General features: G+C 72.9%; 20 protein-coding genes and 1 pseudogene. 10 read left to right on the top strand and 11 right to left on the bottom strand.

The features are described 5' to 3' along the window. The first annotated feature begins 136 nt into the window (after positions 1 to 136). On the top strand, positions 137 to 1,354 hold the full coding sequence (locus tag AB0E67_RS14350; RefSeq protein ID WP_362025642.1) for a hypothetical protein: 1,218 nt from the start codon (positions 137 to 139) through the stop codon (positions 1,352 to 1,354). A gap of 128 nt (positions 1,355 to 1,482) precedes the next feature. After that, a complete protein-coding gene (locus AB0E67_RS14345) occupies positions 1,483 to 2,295 on the top strand; it encodes a Sir2 family NAD-dependent protein deacetylase (RefSeq protein ID WP_362025639.1) in 813 nt (270 codons plus the stop codon). Positions 2,296 to 2,370: 75 nt separating this feature from the next. On the opposite strand, the gene AB0E67_RS14340 is transcribed toward AB0E67_RS14345, so the two are convergent. After that, a complete protein-coding gene (locus AB0E67_RS14340) occupies positions 2,371 to 2,784 on the bottom strand; it encodes a (2Fe-2S) ferredoxin domain-containing protein (protein ID WP_360114152.1) in 414 nt (137 codons plus the stop codon). A 334-nt stretch (positions 2,785 to 3,118) separates the two neighbouring features. On the opposite strand from AB0E67_RS14340, the gene AB0E67_RS14335 reads away from it, so the two are divergent. Continuing rightward, the gene (locus tag AB0E67_RS14335; protein ID WP_362025635.1) at positions 3,119 to 3,703 is read left to right on the top strand and encodes a TMEM165/GDT1 family protein; all 585 of its coding nucleotides are present in this window, start codon (positions 3,119 to 3,121) and stop codon (positions 3,701 to 3,703) included. 208 nt (positions 3,704 to 3,911) lie between these two features. On the opposite strand, the gene AB0E67_RS14330 is transcribed toward AB0E67_RS14335, so the two are convergent. From AB0E67_RS14330 to rpmB, 5 genes are all read right to left on the bottom strand, one after another. Then, complete coding sequence (locus AB0E67_RS14330; protein ID WP_362025634.1) at positions 3,912 to 4,466, bottom strand: methylated-DNA--[protein]-cysteine S-methyltransferase; 555 nt, start codon at positions 4,464 to 4,466, stop codon at positions 3,912 to 3,914. A 20-nt stretch (positions 4,467 to 4,486) separates the two neighbouring features. Continuing rightward, positions 4,487 to 5,962 (bottom strand): AlkA N-terminal domain-containing protein, encoded by a 1,476-nt coding sequence (locus AB0E67_RS14325; RefSeq protein WP_362025631.1) that lies wholly within the window; start codon positions 5,960 to 5,962, stop codon positions 4,487 to 4,489. Between the two features lie 91 nt (positions 5,963 to 6,053). After that, positions 6,054 to 7,307 (bottom strand): MFS transporter, encoded by a 1,254-nt coding sequence (locus AB0E67_RS14320; RefSeq protein WP_362025629.1) that lies wholly within the window; start codon positions 7,305 to 7,307, stop codon positions 6,054 to 6,056. A gap of 306 nt (positions 7,308 to 7,613) precedes the next feature. After that, a complete protein-coding gene (gene rpsN, locus AB0E67_RS14315) occupies positions 7,614 to 7,919 on the bottom strand; it encodes a 30S ribosomal protein S14 (protein ID WP_362025626.1) in 306 nt (101 codons plus the stop codon). After that, positions 7,919 to 8,155, bottom strand: coding sequence for a 50S ribosomal protein L28 (rpmB, locus tag AB0E67_RS14310; protein WP_073791974.1), 237 nt, complete (start codon positions 8,153 to 8,155; stop codon positions 7,919 to 7,921). Before rpmB ends, rpsN begins: the two co-directional genes overlap by 1 nt. 66 nt (positions 8,156 to 8,221) lie before the next feature. Here rpmB and rpmG point away from each other — a divergent pair, with 66 nt between their 5' ends. From rpmG to rpsR, 4 genes are read left to right on the top strand one after another with little or no spacing between them, the layout of a single operon-like run. After that, complete coding sequence (gene rpmG / locus AB0E67_RS14305) at positions 8,222 to 8,386, top strand: 50S ribosomal protein L33 (RefSeq protein ID WP_362025623.1); 165 nt, start codon at positions 8,222 to 8,224, stop codon at positions 8,384 to 8,386. Between the two features lie 50 nt (positions 8,387 to 8,436). Beyond that, on the top strand, positions 8,437 to 8,691 hold the full coding sequence (locus tag AB0E67_RS14300) for a type B 50S ribosomal protein L31 (protein ID WP_362025620.1): 255 nt from the start codon (positions 8,437 to 8,439) through the stop codon (positions 8,689 to 8,691). Continuing rightward, on the top strand, positions 8,691 to 9,845 hold the full coding sequence (locus AB0E67_RS14295; protein ID WP_362025616.1) for a GTP-binding protein: 1,155 nt from the start codon (positions 8,691 to 8,693) through the stop codon (positions 9,843 to 9,845). The genes AB0E67_RS14300 and AB0E67_RS14295 overlap by 1 nt, the downstream gene beginning before the upstream one ends. Before the next feature lie 47 nt (positions 9,846 to 9,892). Then, the gene (gene rpsR / locus AB0E67_RS14290; protein WP_362025613.1) at positions 9,893 to 10,129 is read left to right on the top strand and encodes a 30S ribosomal protein S18; all 237 of its coding nucleotides are present in this window, start codon (positions 9,893 to 9,895) and stop codon (positions 10,127 to 10,129) included. A 91-nt stretch (positions 10,130 to 10,220) separates the two neighbouring features. Here rpsR and AB0E67_RS14285 read toward each other — a convergent pair whose 3' ends face one another. Next, on the bottom strand, positions 10,221 to 10,763 hold the full coding sequence (locus AB0E67_RS14285) for an O-acetyl-ADP-ribose deacetylase (RefSeq protein ID WP_362025610.1): 543 nt from the start codon (positions 10,761 to 10,763) through the stop codon (positions 10,221 to 10,223). Positions 10,764 to 10,866: 103 nt separating this feature from the next. Between AB0E67_RS14285 and AB0E67_RS14280 the strand changes: the two genes are divergently transcribed. Further along, positions 10,867 to 11,778, top strand: coding sequence for a GNAT family N-acetyltransferase (locus AB0E67_RS14280; protein WP_362025607.1), 912 nt, complete (start codon positions 10,867 to 10,869; stop codon positions 11,776 to 11,778). A gap of 90 nt (positions 11,779 to 11,868) precedes the next feature. Here the strand turns inward: AB0E67_RS14280 and AB0E67_RS14275 are convergent, their stop codons facing one another. Continuing rightward, entirely contained in the window at positions 11,869 to 13,287 is a 1,419-nt protein-coding gene (locus AB0E67_RS14275; protein ID WP_362025604.1) for an NAD(P)/FAD-dependent oxidoreductase, read from the bottom strand. Positions 13,288 to 13,439: 152 nt separating this feature from the next. Between AB0E67_RS14275 and AB0E67_RS14270 the strand changes: the two genes are divergently transcribed. Next, positions 13,440 to 14,297, top strand: a complete 858-nt coding sequence (locus tag AB0E67_RS14270) for a nucleotidyltransferase domain-containing protein (RefSeq protein ID WP_362025601.1) — start codon at positions 13,440 to 13,442, stop codon at positions 14,295 to 14,297. A gap of 57 nt (positions 14,298 to 14,354) precedes the next feature. Here the strand turns inward: AB0E67_RS14270 and AB0E67_RS14265 are convergent, their stop codons facing one another. The 3 genes from AB0E67_RS14265 to AB0E67_RS14255 form a co-directional block, all read right to left on the bottom strand. Next, positions 14,355 to 15,242, bottom strand: coding sequence for an inositol monophosphatase family protein (locus AB0E67_RS14265; protein ID WP_362025598.1), 888 nt, complete (start codon positions 15,240 to 15,242; stop codon positions 14,355 to 14,357). 131 nt (positions 15,243 to 15,373) lie between these two features. Then, positions 15,374 to 15,733, bottom strand: coding sequence for a hypothetical protein (locus tag AB0E67_RS14260; RefSeq protein WP_362025596.1), 360 nt, complete (start codon positions 15,731 to 15,733; stop codon positions 15,374 to 15,376). A 142-nt stretch (positions 15,734 to 15,875) separates the two neighbouring features. Further along, positions 15,876 to 16,598, bottom strand: a complete 723-nt coding sequence (locus AB0E67_RS14255; RefSeq protein WP_362025593.1) for a TetR family transcriptional regulator — start codon at positions 16,596 to 16,598, stop codon at positions 15,876 to 15,878. A 108-nt stretch (positions 16,599 to 16,706) separates the two neighbouring features. Between AB0E67_RS14255 and AB0E67_RS14250 the strand changes: the two are divergent. Continuing rightward, positions 16,707 to 16,787: pseudogene (locus AB0E67_RS14250) on the top strand (electron transfer flavoprotein subunit beta); the annotation flags it as partial.

Here is a 16,787-nt window from a genome sequence, read left to right as displayed (position 1 = left end):
TGAGCTGGTGCACGGGCCACCGGGGTGCGGAGCCGGGGCGGCGGTCGGCGACTGCCGGGCGCGCGAATTCACCCGCCCGTCGTTCTCGGTGCACGCTCAGCCTGCATCATCCGAACTCCACGACAGCGGAGGGGACATGAGCAAGCACACGGGTCGTTTCGGTGGGTTCACGGCGTCGGTCGTCGCGGCGTTCGTCTGTACCACGTTCTCCTGCGCGGCGGTCGTCGCCACGGCGCCGACGGCGACCGCACGGCCGGCCCCCGCCCCGGCCCCCTCGCGTGACGTGCCGTCGTCGGTCGACGGCGGCGCCTGGCGCTCGGGCCACGTCCAGGGCATGGCGATCGACCGCCGCAAGGGCTTCATGTACTTCTCGATGACCGACCTGCTGGTCAAGACCGATCTCGGGGGCAACCCGGTGGGCTCGGTCACCGGCTTCACCGGCCATCTCGGCGATCTGGACTTCGACGAGAAGGACGGCCGGGTGTACGGCTCGCTGGAGTACAAGGAGGCGAGGTCCTTCTACATCGCGATCCTGGACGTGGACCGCGTCACCCGCATGGACATGGACGCCCGGTCCACGGGCGTCGTCTCGACCGTCCACCTCCAGGAGGTCGTGAAGGACTTCACCGCCGACATGGACGGCGACGGCGTGTTCGACGGCGACACCGCCGACACCCCCGACCACCGCTACGGCTGCAGCGGCATCGACGGCGTCGCGTTCGGCCCGGCGTTCGGAGACCGGCGCGGCAGGCACGCCGAGCGGCGGCTGACGGTCGCGTACGGCGTGTACGCCAACCGGGGCCGCGCGGACAACGACCACCAGGTGCTGCTCCAGTACGACGTCACGCGGTGGCGGAAGTACGAGCGCCCGCTGACCGAGTCGGCCCCGCACACCAGCGGTCCCGCCCGCGTCGACGGCAAGTTCTTCGTATACACCGGGAACACCACGTACGGCGTGCAGAACCTGGAGTACGACGGACACAGCGGCAACTGGCTGATGGCCGTCTACAAGGGCACCAAGCCCGGTTTCCCCAATTACTCGGTGTTCGCGCTGGACGGTGCGAGGAAGCCGGTGCGGGGGCTCGTCCGGGGCCAGCGGACACCGGAGCGCGGCCTGCTGCTCCCCCTGCTGCGCAAGGGCGCGCACGATGCGGCGACGGGTACGTACGGATGGCAGGCACCGGGCCAGTACGGGCAGTACGGGCTGGTCTCGCTCGACGACGGACGCTTCTACGTGGCCCGGAGCGGCACCGCCCAGGAGGGCGGCGTCACCAAGCAGACCGCCCGCGCCGAGCTGCACACCTGGACGGGCCGGACCCCGTCACCGTTCAGTCCCGTGGGCCCTGCGGCCTGACGTCCGTCCGGCCCGGTCCTCGACCGTCGTGTCACCTCTCGCCCCGTGCGTTCGGCCTGTGCGCCGGCCGTGCGTCGCGGGCGAAATGGCCTCGCGGGCGGCGTCCGGCGCTGCGTACGCTCGTGGCCATGACTCTCGTCGCGATCCTCAGCGGCGCCGGTATCTCCACGGATTCCGGCATCCCCGACTACCGCGGGCCGAACGGGCTCTGGCGCAAGGACCCGGAGGCCGAGAAGCTCGTCACGTACGACTGCTACATGAGCGATCCGGACATCCGCAGGCGTTCGTGGCAGATGCGCCGCACCAGCGCGACCTGGAACGCACGGCCGAACGCCGCCCACCGCGCGGTGGCCGAGCTGGAGCGGTCCGGCACGCCGGTGCGGGTGATCACGCAGAACGTCGACGGTCTGCACCAGTTGGCCGGTCTCCCCGCCCGCAAGGTCCTGGAACTGCACGGCACGGCGCGCGAGGTGGTCTGCACCCGTTGCCACGCGCGCTCCCCCATGGCCGAGGCCCTGGCCCGGGTGGAGGCGGGCGAGGCCGATCCGCCGTGCACGGTCTGCGGCGGCATCCTGAAGTCGGCGACGATCATGTTCGGTGAGCGGCTGGATCCGGTGGTCCTGGGCGAGGCCATGGCGATCGCCAAGGCGTGCGAGGTGTTCATCGCGGTCGGGACGACGCTCCAGGTGCAGCCCGCCGCCTCGCTGGCGGGGATCGCGGTGGAGCACGGGGCACGCCTGATCGTGGTGAACGCCGAGCCCACGCCGTACGACGAACTGGCCGCGGAGACTGTTCGTGAACCGATCGGGACGGCCCTTCCCGCACTGCTGAGGGGGCTGACGGCGGCCACGAGCACGGACGGGGCCGGGGACGGGGAGGATGGCGAGGGAAACGACGCTGCCGTGGACGGTGGCCGCGGGGACACGGGCTCCCGGGGCTGAGGGTCCGGGGGCCGGGCCGACCGGTGCGACTGCGGTGCCCCGGGGGCACCTCGCCCCGCGATCCGACAGGCGCGTTCAGTCCCCCGGTTCCCGCAGTTCCCGCTGGACGCGGCGCGAGGGGCGGAAGGCGTAGAGGTCGAGGATCCCGGGCGGGTCCACCAGCCCCGGCCCGCCCGCCTCGACCCAGGCGGCGATGTCGGTCACGGCGTCCGGGTCGTTGACGAGCCCGAGCCAGACCGGCCGGCCACCGGCCGCGCGCCCCTGAGCCGAGGGCTGTACGACGACGACATTGGCCTGTTCGCAGGCGTCCAGGCAGTCCACGGCGCGGACCGTCGCCACGTCGGCGAGCGTCCGGCGCAGCACGGCGAGCTGACCGGCGTGGTCCACGTCCGGGATCTTCGGGGTTCCGCAGCAGCAGCCGCGGCAGACGCTGACGGTGGGCCGGGAGGCGCCCTGTGCGGGGGCGGGCTTGCGCGGGCGGCGGCTCATGCGGGGACGCCTCCGGAGACGGCTCGGACGATCACTCGGGGACTGTACCGACCCCGCATCGGATCGAACACCTGCGCACCTCAGGTGGTAGTTGGGGTACAGTGGGCGGCTGCGAAGGGGAGTAGCCCCGCAAACCGGTCGTCGACACACTGGAGCCCTCGGGTTCCCGGTGGCCGGGCCCGTGAGTCCCACGGGCGGGCGAGACCTTCGGTCAGGTATGACGTGCCCGCGGCCCGCGGGTGCCGACGTCGTGCCGGGCCGAGTGGTCCTCCGGACAGCCCGAGTGGCGCTTCGCGAAGGCCCGGGGCCCGGCTCTCACAGAAAGCCACCCGGAATGCACCTCGACCCCCTGGCGATCATCACCGCCTTCGGGCTGATCTTCCTCGCCGAACTGCCGGACAAGACGATGTTCGCGTCCCTCGCCATGGGCACCCGCATGCGCCCGCTGTACGTCTGGTTCGGCACGTCGTCCGCGTTCATCGTGCACGTCGCGATCGCCGTCGGGGCGGGCAGCCTGATCGGGCTGCTGCCGGACTGGCTCGTCAAGGTCGTCTCGGCGTCCCTGTTCGCGTTCGGCGCGTTCATGCTGCTGCGTGCCGGTGGCGGCGATGACGAGGAGGAGGACGGCGTCAGGACGGTGACCGGGTTCTGGCCTGTCTACTCGACCGCGTTCATGGCGGTCTTCATCAGCGAGTGGGGCGATCTGACGCAGATCACCACGGCCAATCTGGCCGCGAGCAACGGCACCTGGTCCACGGCGATCGGGTCCGCGGCCGCGCTGATGTCGGTCTCGGCGCTGGCTCTGCTCGCGGGGCAGTTCATCGCGAAGCGGGTGCCGCTCAAGACGGTTCAGCGGATCGGCGGGCTGTGCATGCTGGGCCTGGCGATCTGGACCGTGGTGGAGATCTTCGTCGGCTGACGCCGCACGGGGCTCTGGACACCGACCGACGGGGCGGACGCACGCCCCGACCGGGCTCCGGCCCCACCCGGGGCCCGGGATTCCGCCGCCGCCCGGGCCCGGGTCCGACACCACCCGGGCCCGAATCTCCCGCCGCCCGCGCTTCCGGCGTCACACGTCCACCGCGCCGGCCCGGGCGGTGTCACGCGTCCGCCCTCCCCGGGAGGCGTCAGAAGAGGGAAAGGCCCGGGCCGTCGTCGCGTCCGCCCTTCTCGAAGGCCAGCAGCCGTTGCTTGCGGTCGAGCCCGCCGCCGTAGCCGGTGAGACCGCCGGAGGCACCGATCACGCGGTGGCAGGGGACGATGATGCCCACCGGGTTCTTGCCGTTGGCGAGACCCACCGCACGGGAGGCGCCCGGCTTGCCGAGGGTCTCGGCCAGCTCACCGTACGAGCGGGTCTCGCCGTACGGGATCAGCTGGAGCTGCGCCCAGACACTGCGCTGGAACGGGGTGCCGTCCAGGCACAACGGCAGGTCGAACTCGCGCAGCTCGCCGGCGAAGTAGGCGTCGAGCTGGCGGATCGCCTCCGTGAACGGGCGCGGGTCGGGCTCGCCGAAGGTCTCCTCGGGCGGGCGGTGGCGCTGCTCGGTCATGTAGAGGCCCGAGAGCACGCCGTCGGTGGCGACGAGTGTCAGCGGGCCGTAGGGGCTGTCGACGACGGTGTGCCGCCGGTGGACGGCCGTCCCGGGCCGCCGGGAGGTCGTGGGTGCGGGCGTGGTGGTCATGACGGATCGTCCCAACTGGGTCATGCGGGCAGGTGGTTGATGGGGTGGTCGTCGACGGTCCAGAGGTACTGGACCGCGTATGCGCGCCAGGGCCGCCAGGCCGCCGCGCGGGCGGTGAGCGCGGCGGGGGTCGACGGGAGGCCGAGCTCCGCGGCGGCTCGGCGGATGCCGAGGTCGGTGGGGAGGAAGGCGTCCGGGTCGCCGAGGGCGCGCATAGCGATCGCCTCGACGGTCCAGGGGCCGAAGCCGGGGAGGACGGCCAGTTCGGTCCGTGTCCGCTCCCAGTCGCTGTCGGTGCCGAGCCGGAGCGTTCCGTCGGCGAGCGCGCCGACCAGCGTGGTGAGCGTGGTGCGACGGGTGCGGGGCAGGGCGAGCCGTTCGGGGTCGAGTCCGGCGAGCGCTTCCGGGACCGGGAACAGATGGGTGAGGCCGCCGCCCTCCGGGTCGTCGACGGGGACGCCGTGCGCGGCGACGAGGCGCGCCGCGTGGGTGCGGGCGGCAGCGGTCGACACCTGCTGCCCGAGCACCGCCCGTACGGCGAACTCCGCGCCGTCGACGGTACGCGGCACCCGTCGCCCCGGGGCCGTGTCGACCAGGGGCGCGAGCAGTGGATCGGCGCGCAGCCGGTCGTCGACGGCCACCGGGTCGGCGTCCAGGTCGAGCAGCCAGCGGCAGCGGCTGATGGCGAGGGTGAGGTCCCGGGGGTCGGTGAGGAACAGCCGGCAGCCGACGTGGCCGGGGCGCGGGGTGAGGGAGACGATGCCGTGCCCGTGCGGGAGGGTGAGCGTGCGGCGGTAGGCGCCGTCGCGCCACTCCTCGACACCGGGGACCGCGGTGGCGGCGAGGTGTCCGAAGAGGTTGGAGGGGTTCAGCGGTGCCCGGTACGGCAGCCGCAGCGTGATCACCCCCGGGGCGGGTGTCGGTGTCGTGGACCGGGCGGCGCGGCTGCGCAGCTCGCCCGGGGCCAGGGCGAAGACCTCGCGCACGGTGTCGTTGAAGGTGCGGATTGAGGCGAACCCGGCGGCGAACGCCACCTCTGCCATGGGCAACGAGGTGGTCTCGATGAGCAGGCGCGCGGTCTGGGCCCGTTGGGCGCGGGCCAGGGCGAGCGGGCCCGCACCCAGTTCGGCGAGGAGTTGGCGCTCGATCTGCCGGGCGGAGTAGCCGAGTCGGGCGGCGAGCCCGGGGACGCCCTCGCGGTCGACGACACCGTCGCGGATGAGGCGCATGGCGCGGGCGACGGAGTCGGCGCGGGCATTCCATTCCGGGGAGCCGGGGCTGGTGTCGGGCCGGCACCGCTTGCAGGCCCGGAATCCGGCCTGCTGGCAGGCGGCGGCGCTGGGGTAGAAGGTCATGTTCTCGACCTTGGGCGGCACGACGGGGCAGCTGGGGCGGCAGTAGATCCGGGTGGTGAGAACCGCCGTGAAGAACCAGCCGTCGAAGCGGGCGTCCTTCGACTGGACCGCCCGTACGCAGCGCTCGGTGTCCGTGTACATGCCTCCAGCATGGGCCACCGGGCGCCCTCGGGCTGGCGAGAATCCGACATCGACCTCGCACTGCCAGGTACTCTCCTCCGCCCGCCCCACCTCAGTCCCGCGCCGGTCCGACGGGCCGGGCCGTGCCGGTGGTGGACGTCCGGCCGGCTTCGGCGGGCGTCCGGCCGGCCTCGCTCCGCCCGCGCGACAGCACCGGGGCGCCGGCGAGGCTCACGACGAGGGTGCCGATGCCGGCCAGCGCCAGCGCGCCGGCGCCACCGAGCAGGCTCACCGCCGGTCCGCCGAACGCGGTTCCGGTCAGGTTGGCGCCGTTGAGCGCGGCGCCGGAGGACGCGAAGGCCCGCCCGCGCACGTCGGCCGGGACGCGGGCGTGGATCAGGTTGCGGATGGCCAGGGCCTGCAGGGAGTTGGCGGCTCCGGTGAGCACGAAGGCGCCGAGGGCGACGGCGAACACGGGGATCCCGGCGCTCGCGGCCAGCGCGGCGCCCATGAGGACCCCGGCCCCCGCGAGCACGCGCGGCTGCCATGCCACGGGGATCCGCGGAGCGATCAGCGCGGAGGTGAGGAGCATGCCGACGGTGTGCGCGGTGACGAGGACGCCGTACGCCGTGTCGGACGCCCCGAGGTCGTCACGGATGAAGAACACCCGCGCCACACTCAGCACGGCGGTGAACAGGATGGCCGCGGAGAGCGCCGCGGTCGCGGTGCGCAGCAGCCGGTCCGCGCGCAGCACCCCCACTCCTTCGCGCACCTGGGCGAGCCAGTTCGCGGTGGTCCCGGCGGCGGGTCGGCGCCGGACCCGCAGCCCGAGGAAGGCCGCCGCCATGGCGGCGAACGTCGCCGCGTCGCACAGCAGCGCCACGCGGTTGTCGAAGGCGGCCATGAGGAGACCGGCGAGCGCGGGACCCACCACGTTGCCGGCCGAGCGGAAGGTCTCCAACCGGGCGTAGCCCCGGGCCGCGTTCTCCTCGCCGAGGATCTCGGGCACCAGGAGCAGCAGCGCGGGAGAGACCACGGCCGGCCCGACCCCGAGCAGAGCCAGCAGCCCGATGCTCGCCACCACGTCGGTGACGAACGCCAGCCCCAGGGCGATCACGGCCTGGAGGGCCGTCACGACGACGATCAGCCGACCGCTCTCGACCCGGTCGACCAGAGGCGCCGCCAGGGGGCCCACCACCACGAGCGGCAGCACCCCCGCGATGACGAGGGCCGATATCGCGAGGCCCGACCGCCCCTGGTCGTGCAACCGGATGGTCAGCGCGACGAGCGCCATCTGGTCGCCCATCGCGGACAGTCCGTACAGCGCCCCCACGACGGAGAGGACGAGGCCGCGGTTCCGAAGCATCCGCAGATCCTGTCAGCCGCGGAGGGCCGGTACGCGGCACGGGGCATCGAATCCGGCCGGGTCCACGCGGACCGCCCCCGGCCGCACCGGTACGGACCGGCCGCCCGCACCGTACCTGTACGCATCGCCCGCCCTCACCGCACCGGTACGCACCGTCGGCCCGCGCCGCACCGCTGGGGATGGACCGGGCGGCCGAGCCGTTGCGGCCCGGCGGCGGCCTGCTCATCCGTACCGGTCGAGGGGACGGCGGCCGGCCCGTCCCTGCCGGTCGTTCGGGCGGCGGCCGTCACCGCCCGAACGACCCTCTCACCAGGAGGACTTGGTGACCCCCGGCAGCAGCCCGGCGTGGGCCTGTTCGCGCACGCGCACGCGGGAGAGCCCGAACTTCCGCAGATGCCCGCGCGGCCGTCCGTCCACCGCGTCGCGGTTCCGCACCCGGGTGGCGCTCGCGTCGCGGGGCTGGCTCCGGAGCTCGTCCGCCGCCGCACGGCGTTCGCCGTCCGCACTGGACGGCCGCCGGACGATCTCCTTCAACTCGGCGCGGCGGGCGGCGTACCGCTCGACGACCGCCTTGCGCCTCTCGTTCCGTGCGATCTTGCTCTTCTTCGCCATCAGACTTTCTCCCCCCTGGCCCGGATGCGGGCGACGGCCGCCTCGACACCGATGGCGTCGACGGTCCTGATCGCCCTGGCGCTGAGCGTCAGCCGGACGCTGCGCCCCTCGCTCGGCAGCCAGTACCGCTTGCGCTGGATGTTGGGGTCGAAGCGACGCGAGGTGCGCCGGTGCGAGTGGGAGATGCGGTTGCCGAAGCCCGGCCGGGCGCCGGTCAGTTGGCAGTGGGCGGACATGGCACTACTCGTTTCCCGCGGCCGACCGCGTATTGGAAATGGAAATCATTGCCATATAGTAGCGGCATGGCTCGCACCGAACTGCGCCCCGTCGTCGGGCTCCGCTCCACCGCGGGGACCGGCTACACGTACGTCACCCGCAAGAACCGTCGCAGCGACCCCGAACGCATGGTCCTGCGCAAGTACGACCCGGTCGCCCGCAGGCACGTCGACTTCCGCGAAGAACGCTGACCGACCGCTCCGGACGTCCCGTCCGGGCTCCCCTCCCCGAAGGACCGCCCATGAAGCCAGGAATCCACCCGCCGTACGGCCCCGTCGTCTTCCGCGACAAGGCGGCCGGGTCGGCCTTCCTCACCCGCTCCACCGTGACCAGCGACAAGACGATCGTGTGGGAGGACGGCAACACCTACCCCGTCGTGGACGTCGAGATCTCCTCCGCGAGCCACCCCTTCTACACGGGCACCGCACGCGTACTGGACACCGCCGGACGCGTCGAGCGGTTCGAACGCCGCTACGGCCGGCGCGGGGTGAACTGATGCGGAGCGCGACGCGGTTGCCCGTAGTGATCGTCGGCGGTCTCCACTCCGACGCCCGCAGGGAGGTCGTGGAACGACTGCTGCGCACCGTCCCCGGCAGTGTCGCCCTGCACCACGATCTGACCGGCGCCGCAGAGGGGACGGTGCGACGCACCGTGCGGGACGCCTCGGGCGAACTGTCCGGCGCTGACACCCCGCTCGTCGACGACTGCGCCTGCTGCGCGCTGCGCGAGGACCTGGTTCCCGAGCTGCGGCGGCTGGCCGACGCCGGTCCGGCCGGACCGGCGATCGTCGAGCTGTGGGACTCCGTCGAACCCCGGACGATGGCCGAGGTGGTCGTCGCACACGGCGGTGACGTGCTCGAACTCACCAATGTCATCACCGCCGTCGATCCCGCGCTCGTGCTGCCCTACCTCGGCAACGGCGACGACCTGGCCGAGGCGGGACTCGCGGCGGCGGCGAACGACCGGCGGGCCGTGGGCGACACCTGGGCGCGTCAGCTGGAGTACGCGCCCGTGCTCGCCCTCGTGGACGACGAGGCGGCGGACGACGAGGACCGCGCTCTCCTCGCCCAGCTCCACCCGACGGCCCGTCATGTGGCCGCCGGATCCCCGGAACTGGCCCGCCTCGCCCTCGCCGGCTTCGACGTGGAGTCGGCTGCCGCCGCCCAGCACCCCGCCTGCGCGCTGCTGCCGCAGGAGGCGGACGAGGCCGGTGTCACCACGCTCGTCTGGCACCGCAGCCGCCCCTTCCACCCCGAACGGCTGTACCGGGCGCTGGAGGACCTGTGCTGCGCGGCGGCCCGCAGCCGCGGCCGCTTCTGGCTCGCCGACCGGCCCGACACCCTACTGGCCTGGGACGCGGCGGGCGGCGCGCTCTGCGTGGAGAGCGCGGGTCCGTGGCTGGCGTCGCTGCCGGACGCCGCCTGGGACCTGGTGCCCCCGGTGCGCAGGGCCGCGGCCGCGCTCGACTGGCACCCCGAGCACGGCGACCGCTGCCAGCACCTGGTCTTCACCTCACCGGCCCTGGATCGCGACGGAGTGGTCCGGGTCCTCGACTCCTGCCTCCTCACCGATGCCGAATACGCGGAAGGGCCCGAGGCGTGGAGGCGGCTCCCCGCCCCGTTCGACTCGTTCCTCGACCCGGTCCCCTGACCGCGCTCTCGGAAGACACGACCCTCCGAAAATCGCAAGGAGCTCATATGACACGACGCGACGACCAGCGCGCGTCTTCGAAGGCCCGGCCCAATCCGCTGGACGCGGCCGGAATCGCCTACATCGACTACAAGGACACCGATCTGCTGCGGAAGTTCATCTCGGACCGCGGCAAGATCCGCAGCCGTCGCCTGACCCGCGTGACCGCCCAGCAGCAGCGGCTGCTCGCCCGCGCGATCAGGAACGCCCGCGAAATGGCCCTGCTGCCCACTCCTCACAAGTGACCGCGTACCGCGTGGTCCCGGCGTGAACCTCCCCGGCACGCCGAGGCCGCGCGGTCCTTCCCCGCGCGACGGCGGTCGCGCGGCACCGCGCTCAACCGTGCGCCGACAGAACCTCTTCGAACACGGCATACGCCTGCGCGTCGAACAACACGAACCGCACCTCCTCGACCGGCGCGACGGCCTCCGCCAGCACCGTACGGACGGCGATGCGCGCCCCGTCGTCCATGGGCCAGCCGTAGATCCCCGTCGAGATCGCGGGAAACGCCACCGTGCGCGCCCCCAACTCCGCCGCCAGGCAAAGTGATTCGCGGTAACAGGAGGCGAGCAGCTCGGAGCGGTCCTCGCCCCGGCTCCACACCGGCCCCACGGTGTGCACCACCCACCGGGCGTCCAGCCTCCCCGCGGTCGTCGCCACCGCCCGCCCCGTGGGCAACCCCTTCCCGTACCGCGAAGCCCGCAGCTCACGGCAGGCGGCCAGGATCTCGGGCCCTCCACGCCGATGCACCGCTCCGTCGACCCCGCCCCCGCCGAGCAGCGAGGAATTCGCCGCGTTGACGATGACATCGACGGACTGCCGTGTGATGTCGCCCCGCACCAGAGTGACGGCGACGGCCCCGGGTTCAGGTGTACTCATACACCCATGATGCCGCGCCCGGGGCGGGCGGCATCTCGCGGCGGTAGCGCGCCGACGGCGAAATCACACGCTCGCTCCCGGGACGACGTGGCAGTGTGACCGGGTGACGGAATTCAACACCCTGGGTGAAAGTGCCGACTGGCAGAACGACTTCGAGCAGCGGCTGCGCGCCGCGCACACGGCCGCCGGGCTCGGCGAGGCCGCGGTGGCGCGCAGGGTCGAGGAGGTGCGCGCCGACATCCTCGGCTGGACGATCGTCGAGATCACGGAGGGCGGTACCCGAGTGGGGCACGTCGCCGTGGTCGTGGCCGACGACAACGGCAGGCGCGTCGGCCGTATCGGCGACCTCCGCATCGGCGCGTCGCACGCCGGACGGGGGTACGAACGGGCCGCCAGGGACTGGGCCGAGAGGTGGTGCGCCGAGCGTGGAGCGCGCCGGGTGGACGTGCGGCTCATAGGGCCCGACGACGGGCCGTTCGACGACTACGGCGTCCGCGGCCAGGTCAGGGCGCGGCCCGTCGCCTCCCCGCCGGAACCGCTCGACGGCATCACCGCCCGCCCGATGACCCGGGACGAATTCCCCGAATGGCTCGCCGCGGAGAAGGACTCCTACGCACACGGCATCGTCCGGGCGGGAGCGCTGAGCCCCGAGGACGCCGTACGCAAGTCCGAGCGCGACTTCGCGAAGCTGATCCCCGAGGGCCTGGCCACGCCCGACAACACGTTCCTGGTACTTGAAACAGGCGGCGGGAAGATCGGCACCGGCTGGTTGAAGCACGGGTATCTTCCCGGCGTCACCTACGGGTACTCGCTGCATGTCCAGGAGCGGCACCGCGGCAGAGGCTACGGGCGGGCCGCGATGACGGCCGGGGAGGGGGCCACGCTCGCGGCGGGCGACTCGGCGCTGATGTTCACCGTGTGGGGCGGCAACGAGGTGGCGATGAACCTGTACACGAGCGCCGGTTACCACGTCGTGGAGGAGAACCGCTCCATCGACCTGCCCCGCCCGGCCTGACGGACACGGCCCCGCCCCCCGGGACCCGTCCGCCCCCGACGGCCCGGCCCACCGCGCACGTCAGGCGCCGGTTCCGTGCCTGACGCAGCGTCAGTACGCCGTGCGCAGGCGCCTCCACACCGCCTTCGCCGCATGGTGGCCGGACATGCCGTGGACCCCCGGGCCGGGCGGGGTCGCCGAGGAGCACAGGAACACCGCCGGATGGGCCGTCGCGTACGGGACACGCGCCAGCTTGGGCCGGATCACCGTCTGGAGACCGGCGAACGCACCGCACGCGATGTCGCCGTCCACGTAATTGGCGTTGCGCGCCGCGATCCGGGGCGGACCGGCCACCGCCCTGGCCAGCACCAGATCACGGAACCCGGGGGCGAAACGCTCCAGTTGGCGTTCGATGACCTCGGTGGCATCGCCCTCCCAGCCCGCCGGGACGTGTCCGTACACCCAGAAGACGTGCCGGCCCTCGGGCGCGCGGGAGGGGTCGATCAGGCTGGGCTGTGCGGTGATCAGGAACGGCACGCTCGGGTCGCGGCCCGTCACGGCGGCGCTCAGCGCGGCGTCGATCTCACCCGCCGTGGGACCGATGTGGACCGTCCCGGCCCGGCGCGCCTCCGGAGCGGTCCACGGGACCGGGCCCGACAGCGCGTAATCGATCTTGAAGCAGGACGCGCCGTACCGATAGCCGCTGTACGCGCGGCCCAGGCCCGCGATGCGGGCGAGGGCGGAGGGCGAGGTGTCGAAGACGTACGCCCGCGCGGGCGGAAGTTCGTCGAGGCGCCTGACCTCCCTGCCGGTGCGGATCGTGCCGCCCTGTTCTCGTACGTACGAGGCGAGGGCGTCGGAGATGGCCTGCGATCCGCCGCGCGGCACCGGCCAGCCCTTCTCGTGCGCGGCCAGGGCGAAGAGCAGGGCGATCCCGCCGGTCGCCACCCCGCTGACGGGCGCGATGGCGTGGGCGGCCAGCCCGGCGAACAACCCGCGCGCCTTCTCGCCCCGGAATCGGCGGGAGAGCAGCGTCGCGGGCTGGAGCGCGTCGAGACCGAAACGCACCCAGCGGTACGGGTCACGGGGCAGCCCGTCCCACGGGGTGCGCAGGAAGTCCTCGGCGAGGGTGTCCCAGTGGCCGAGGAACGGGGCGACGAGTCTGCGGTACGCCCCCGCGTCCTGGGCACCGAGCGACATGGCGCTCTCCCCCACGGACCCGGTGAGCACCGCGGCCGAGCCGTCCGGGAACGGGTGGGCCAGCGCCAGGTCCGGCTGGAGCCACTCCAGACCGTGCCGGGCGAGCGGCATGGCGGCGAACGCGGGCGAACCGATGCCCAGCGGATGGACGGCGGAACAGGGATCGTGGCGGAAGCCCGGCAACGTGAGTTCCTCCGTGCGGGCACCGCCTCCGACGGTGTCACCCGCCTCGAAGACCTCCACGGCGAAACCGCGCCGGGCCAGTTCGGCCGCGGCGGTCAGTCCATTGGGTCCCGCCCCCACGACGACGGCATCGAGCATCGACGGCACCTTCGGACTCCTTCGTCAGCCGACGGCCAGCACGTCCAGGATATTCCGAGCCTCCGGCGGCGCGGGCCGGGGTAGGGTCACGCGCGATGAAGCCACCGAACTCTCCCGACTCTCCCGCTCAGCGGCCCCCGGTGACAAGGGAGGCCCCGGTCGTGCCCGCCCGGATCGCCGACATGGCCTCCCGGCTCGTCTCGGTGCCCGGTGTCCGCGCGGTCTCCCTGGGCGGCAGCCGCGCCCGAGGCACCCATCGCCCGGACTCCGACTGGGATCTGGGCGTCTACTGTCGCGGCGTCCCCGATGTCGCCGCGCTCACCGCGCTGGCCTCCGAGGTCCAGGGCGCCCCCGCGCAGGTCGCGGGGCCCGGCGGCTGGGGCCCCTGGGTGAACGGCGGGGCCTGGCTGCGCGTGGACGGCACCCCGGTGGACTGGATCCTGCGCGATCTGGACCGGGTGGAGGCGGTGTGGTCGGACTGCCTGGTCGGGCGTTACGAAGTGGGCGTGCAGCCGGGGCATCCGCTCGGTTTCTGGTCCCCCTCCTATCCGGGCGAGGTCGCGCTGTGTCACGTACTCGCCGACCCCCACGGGGATCTGACGGTGCTTCGTCGAGCGACGGCCGACTATCCGGAGCCGCTGCGCGCGGCGCTGGTGGAAGCCGCGTGGGAGGCGGAGTTCCTGGTGGAGGGCGCCCGCAAGTCGTCCTCCGCCGGCGACACGCTCCATGTCGCCCTGTGCCTGTCGCGCGCGTTCGGCATCATCGCCCAGGCTCTCCACGCCCACCACCGCGTGTGGTGCCTGAACGAGAAGGGCGCGCTGGCCGCCGCGGCCGCGCTGCCGGACGCTCCCCGGGACCTCGCCGCGCGGGTCGGTGAGGTGATGCGGGGGCTGGACCCGGCGGCGGTGGAGCAGGCGTCGCAATTGGTACGGAGCGTCCGGTCGGCCCTCGCGCCCGGCGGCGGGGAAGGCCCGGACGGCGCCGACGGCGCGGAACGCCGGGAGGGCGCGGACGGCTGAGGGACCGGTGCCCTGACCCACGACGGACGGGACCGGGGACGGCCGGGCGGTGGCCGGTCAGGCTCCTTCGCGCAGCGCGCTCAGGACACGTTCGACGGTCGCACCGTCGCGGCCCGCCGTGAACGGCAGGTCATTGCCTCCGGCGATCCTGAAGGGGGCGCCGGAGAGCGTTGCCTGGGCGCCGCCCGTCTCCGCGACCAGCAGCAGACCGGCCGCGTGGTCCCAGGCGTACTCCCAGGTGAAGGCGACGGCGTCGAGCTCCCCACGCGCGACGGCGAGGTATTCGAGACCGGCCGAGCCACAGGGCCGGGCGTCGATGCCGTCGGTACGCAGGCCGAGCAGTGCCCGCTTCTGTGCGTCGGTGGTGTAGTCGGGGTGCGACGTGGCCACTTCGAGAACGGCGCCGGGGGCGGGCGTGCCGGACCGTAGCGGCTGCCCGTTCAGCGTGGCGCCCCGGCCGCGGACCGCGACGGCCATCTGGTCGAGGGCGGGGGCGTAGGTCCACGAGGCGAGGAGTTCGCCGCGGTGGGCGAGGGAGACCAGGGTGCAGAAGCCCGGTTCACCGCGTACGAACTGGCGGGTGCCGTCGACGGGGTCGACGATCCACACCGGAGCGTCACCGTCCAGCGCGTCGTACACCGAAGGGTCGGCGTGGACCGCCTCCTCCCCGACCACGACCGAGCCGGGCAGGAGCCGGGACAACGAGGCCGTGAGGTGTTCCTCGGCCAGGCGGTCGGCGACCGTGACCAGGTCGTGCGGGCCGTTCTTCTCGACGACCTCGTGCGCGGCGAGCTGCCGGTGGCGGGGCATGATCTCGGCGGCGGCCGCCGCGCGCACCGCTTCCTCGACGTCGTTCAGGCGTCCGGCGGGACCGCCGCCGTCGGTGTCGGTGTTCCCGACGATTCCGGAGATTTCCGCGATTCCGGCGAGAAGTTCATCCATCATGCCCCCAGCCAATCACGACCCGCGGGGAAGACGATGACCTGCCCATGGCGGGAAGGTGGCTTCCAGGTGTACGACGGGCTGGCCCCGTGTGGCGCGGGACACACCGGGCCGGACGCTCGAAGTCCAGGTGCTCAGAGCCAGTCATCCCTCCTCGGCGGCTCGCAGAGCTCGAAGACCACCTCACCGGCGGCCGGATCGCCCCCGGCCAGCGGCCGCACCCGCGCACCGACCGCCACGAGGTGCGGTGCGGCGCCCACGACGCGGCAACGGAACACGAATCCCTCGGGAAGCCTGACGAGCGACTCGTTGCGTGCCGCCTCCGTGTAGCGGTGCACGACGCCGGACCTCACCACGACGCCCAGACCGTCGCTGTGTTCGGACTCCAGATCACTCGACGCGCACACCGGGCACAGCAGCCTCCGGAACGAGGCGGTGCCGCACCAACGGCAGCGGTGGTAGTGCAGGCCGGTTTCCTCACGCTCCGTCTGCACGGTGTCATTCCACGACTGGGACACGTTCGACCCCTTGCGCTCGGCTCGGATGCGCCATGCGTGCGCGTCGGCGCGTCCGCACCATAGGGCACTGAGTGCCGAGACGTAAAGGCACTCAGTGCCAAAGAGACGACTTCGGGCGTCAGTCCTGACCGATGACCGACTCGATCTGCTGCACCACGCGCCACATCGGCGCGTTCTTCGCGGCGACCATCACCACCACGTCGCCGTCGGCCGCGCCACCGTCGGCCGAGGGCGGCGACACGTCCCCGGACGCCGCACTGCCCCACACCCTCCGCACCAGCCCGAAGGCGTGGTCCACCGCCGCCTCCGCGTCGCCCTCGCCGCCCGAGCGCAACCAGCTGCGCAGTCCGTTGTTGTGCGCTGCGACCACCGACGCGGCGATCACCTCGGCACGGAGCGCGCCGTCCCGCTCGTCGCCGTAGCGCTCACGGAGGTAGCCGGCCAGCGTCTGCTCGTACCGGCGCACCACGGACAGTTCGTAGGTCCGCAGCCCGGGCACCTCCCGGGTGAGCCGGTAGCGCTGGACGGAGAACTCGGGGTTGGCCGCGTACATGCGCAGCACGAGACGGGCCGCGTCGCACACCGCGTCGACCGGATCCACGCCGCCGCCCGCCGCCAGGAACGCGGTCATGTCGGCGAGACACCGCTCATGGTCCGGGAAGACCGCGTCCTCCTTCGAGGGGAAGTACCGGAAGAACGACCGGCGCCCGACCCCGGCCCGGGCCACGATGTCGTCCACCGTGGTCCGCTCGAAGCCCCGCTCCAGGAAGAGCTGGAAGGCAGCCTCGGCCAGCACCTCCCGCATGGGGGCCTTCTTCGCCGGTGTGCGTGCGTCAGTCATGCGGGGAACGTAGCATCGAAAGACGCTTTCTGGCACTGCGTTCCTTTACAGAGGGTACTGAGTGCCATATTGTCGTCTCTACCAACCGCACCAGGTAGGAGAGCCGGCGTGAGCTTGAGGATCGTTGTCTGTGTGAAGTATGTGCCGGATGCGACGGGTGACCGGCGTTTCTCGGATGATCTGACGGTG

The sequence above is a fragment of the Streptomyces sp. NPDC032161 genome, assembly GCF_040636995.1.
In the GTDB taxonomy this organism is placed as follows: Bacteria; Actinomycetota; Actinomycetes; order Streptomycetales; family Streptomycetaceae; genus Streptomyces.
Note: the sequence above shows the minus strand (reverse complement) of the source record. Positions and strands in the feature narration are given on the sequence as shown.

What these genes read in the sequence shown, in the direction of transcription:
- AB0E67_RS14350 (WP_362025642.1), top strand. Translation starts at nt 137, where the DNA reads ATGAGCAAGCACACGGGTCGTTTCGGTGGGTTCACGGCGTCGGTCGTC.
- AB0E67_RS14345 (WP_362025639.1), top strand. Translation starts at nt 1,483, where the DNA reads ATGACTCTCGTCGCGATCCTCAGCGGCGCCGGTATCTCCACGGATTCC.
- AB0E67_RS14340 (WP_360114152.1), bottom strand. Translation starts at nt 2,784, where the DNA reads ATGAGCCGCCGCCCGCGCAAGCCCGCCCCCGCACAGGGCGCCTCCCGG.
- AB0E67_RS14335 (WP_362025635.1), top strand. Translation starts at nt 3,119, where the DNA reads ATGCACCTCGACCCCCTGGCGATCATCACCGCCTTCGGGCTGATCTTC.
- AB0E67_RS14330 (WP_362025634.1), bottom strand. Translation starts at nt 4,466, where the DNA reads ATGACCACCACGCCCGCACCCACGACCTCCCGGCGGCCCGGGACGGCC.
- AB0E67_RS14325 (WP_362025631.1), bottom strand. Translation starts at nt 5,962, where the DNA reads ATGTACACGGACACCGAGCGCTGCGTACGGGCGGTCCAGTCGAAGGAC.
- AB0E67_RS14320 (WP_362025629.1), bottom strand. Translation starts at nt 7,307, where the DNA reads ATGCTTCGGAACCGCGGCCTCGTCCTCTCCGTCGTGGGGGCGCTGTAC.
- rpsN (WP_362025626.1), bottom strand. Translation starts at nt 7,919, where the DNA reads ATGGCGAAGAAGAGCAAGATCGCACGGAACGAGAGGCGCAAGGCGGTC.
- rpmB (WP_073791974.1), bottom strand. Translation starts at nt 8,155, where the DNA reads ATGTCCGCCCACTGCCAACTGACCGGCGCCCGGCCGGGCTTCGGCAAC.
- rpmG (WP_362025623.1), top strand. Translation starts at nt 8,222, where the DNA reads ATGGCTCGCACCGAACTGCGCCCCGTCGTCGGGCTCCGCTCCACCGCG.
- AB0E67_RS14300 (WP_362025620.1), top strand. Translation starts at nt 8,437, where the DNA reads ATGAAGCCAGGAATCCACCCGCCGTACGGCCCCGTCGTCTTCCGCGAC.
- AB0E67_RS14295 (WP_362025616.1), top strand. Translation starts at nt 8,691, where the DNA reads ATGCGGAGCGCGACGCGGTTGCCCGTAGTGATCGTCGGCGGTCTCCAC.
- rpsR (WP_362025613.1), top strand. Translation starts at nt 9,893, where the DNA reads ATGACACGACGCGACGACCAGCGCGCGTCTTCGAAGGCCCGGCCCAAT.
- AB0E67_RS14285 (WP_362025610.1), bottom strand. Translation starts at nt 10,763, where the DNA reads ATGAGTACACCTGAACCCGGGGCCGTCGCCGTCACTCTGGTGCGGGGC.
- AB0E67_RS14265 (WP_362025598.1), bottom strand. Translation starts at nt 15,242, where the DNA reads ATGATGGATGAACTTCTCGCCGGAATCGCGGAAATCTCCGGAATCGTC.
- AB0E67_RS14255 (WP_362025593.1), bottom strand. Translation starts at nt 16,598, where the DNA reads ATGACTGACGCACGCACACCGGCGAAGAAGGCCCCCATGCGGGAGGTG.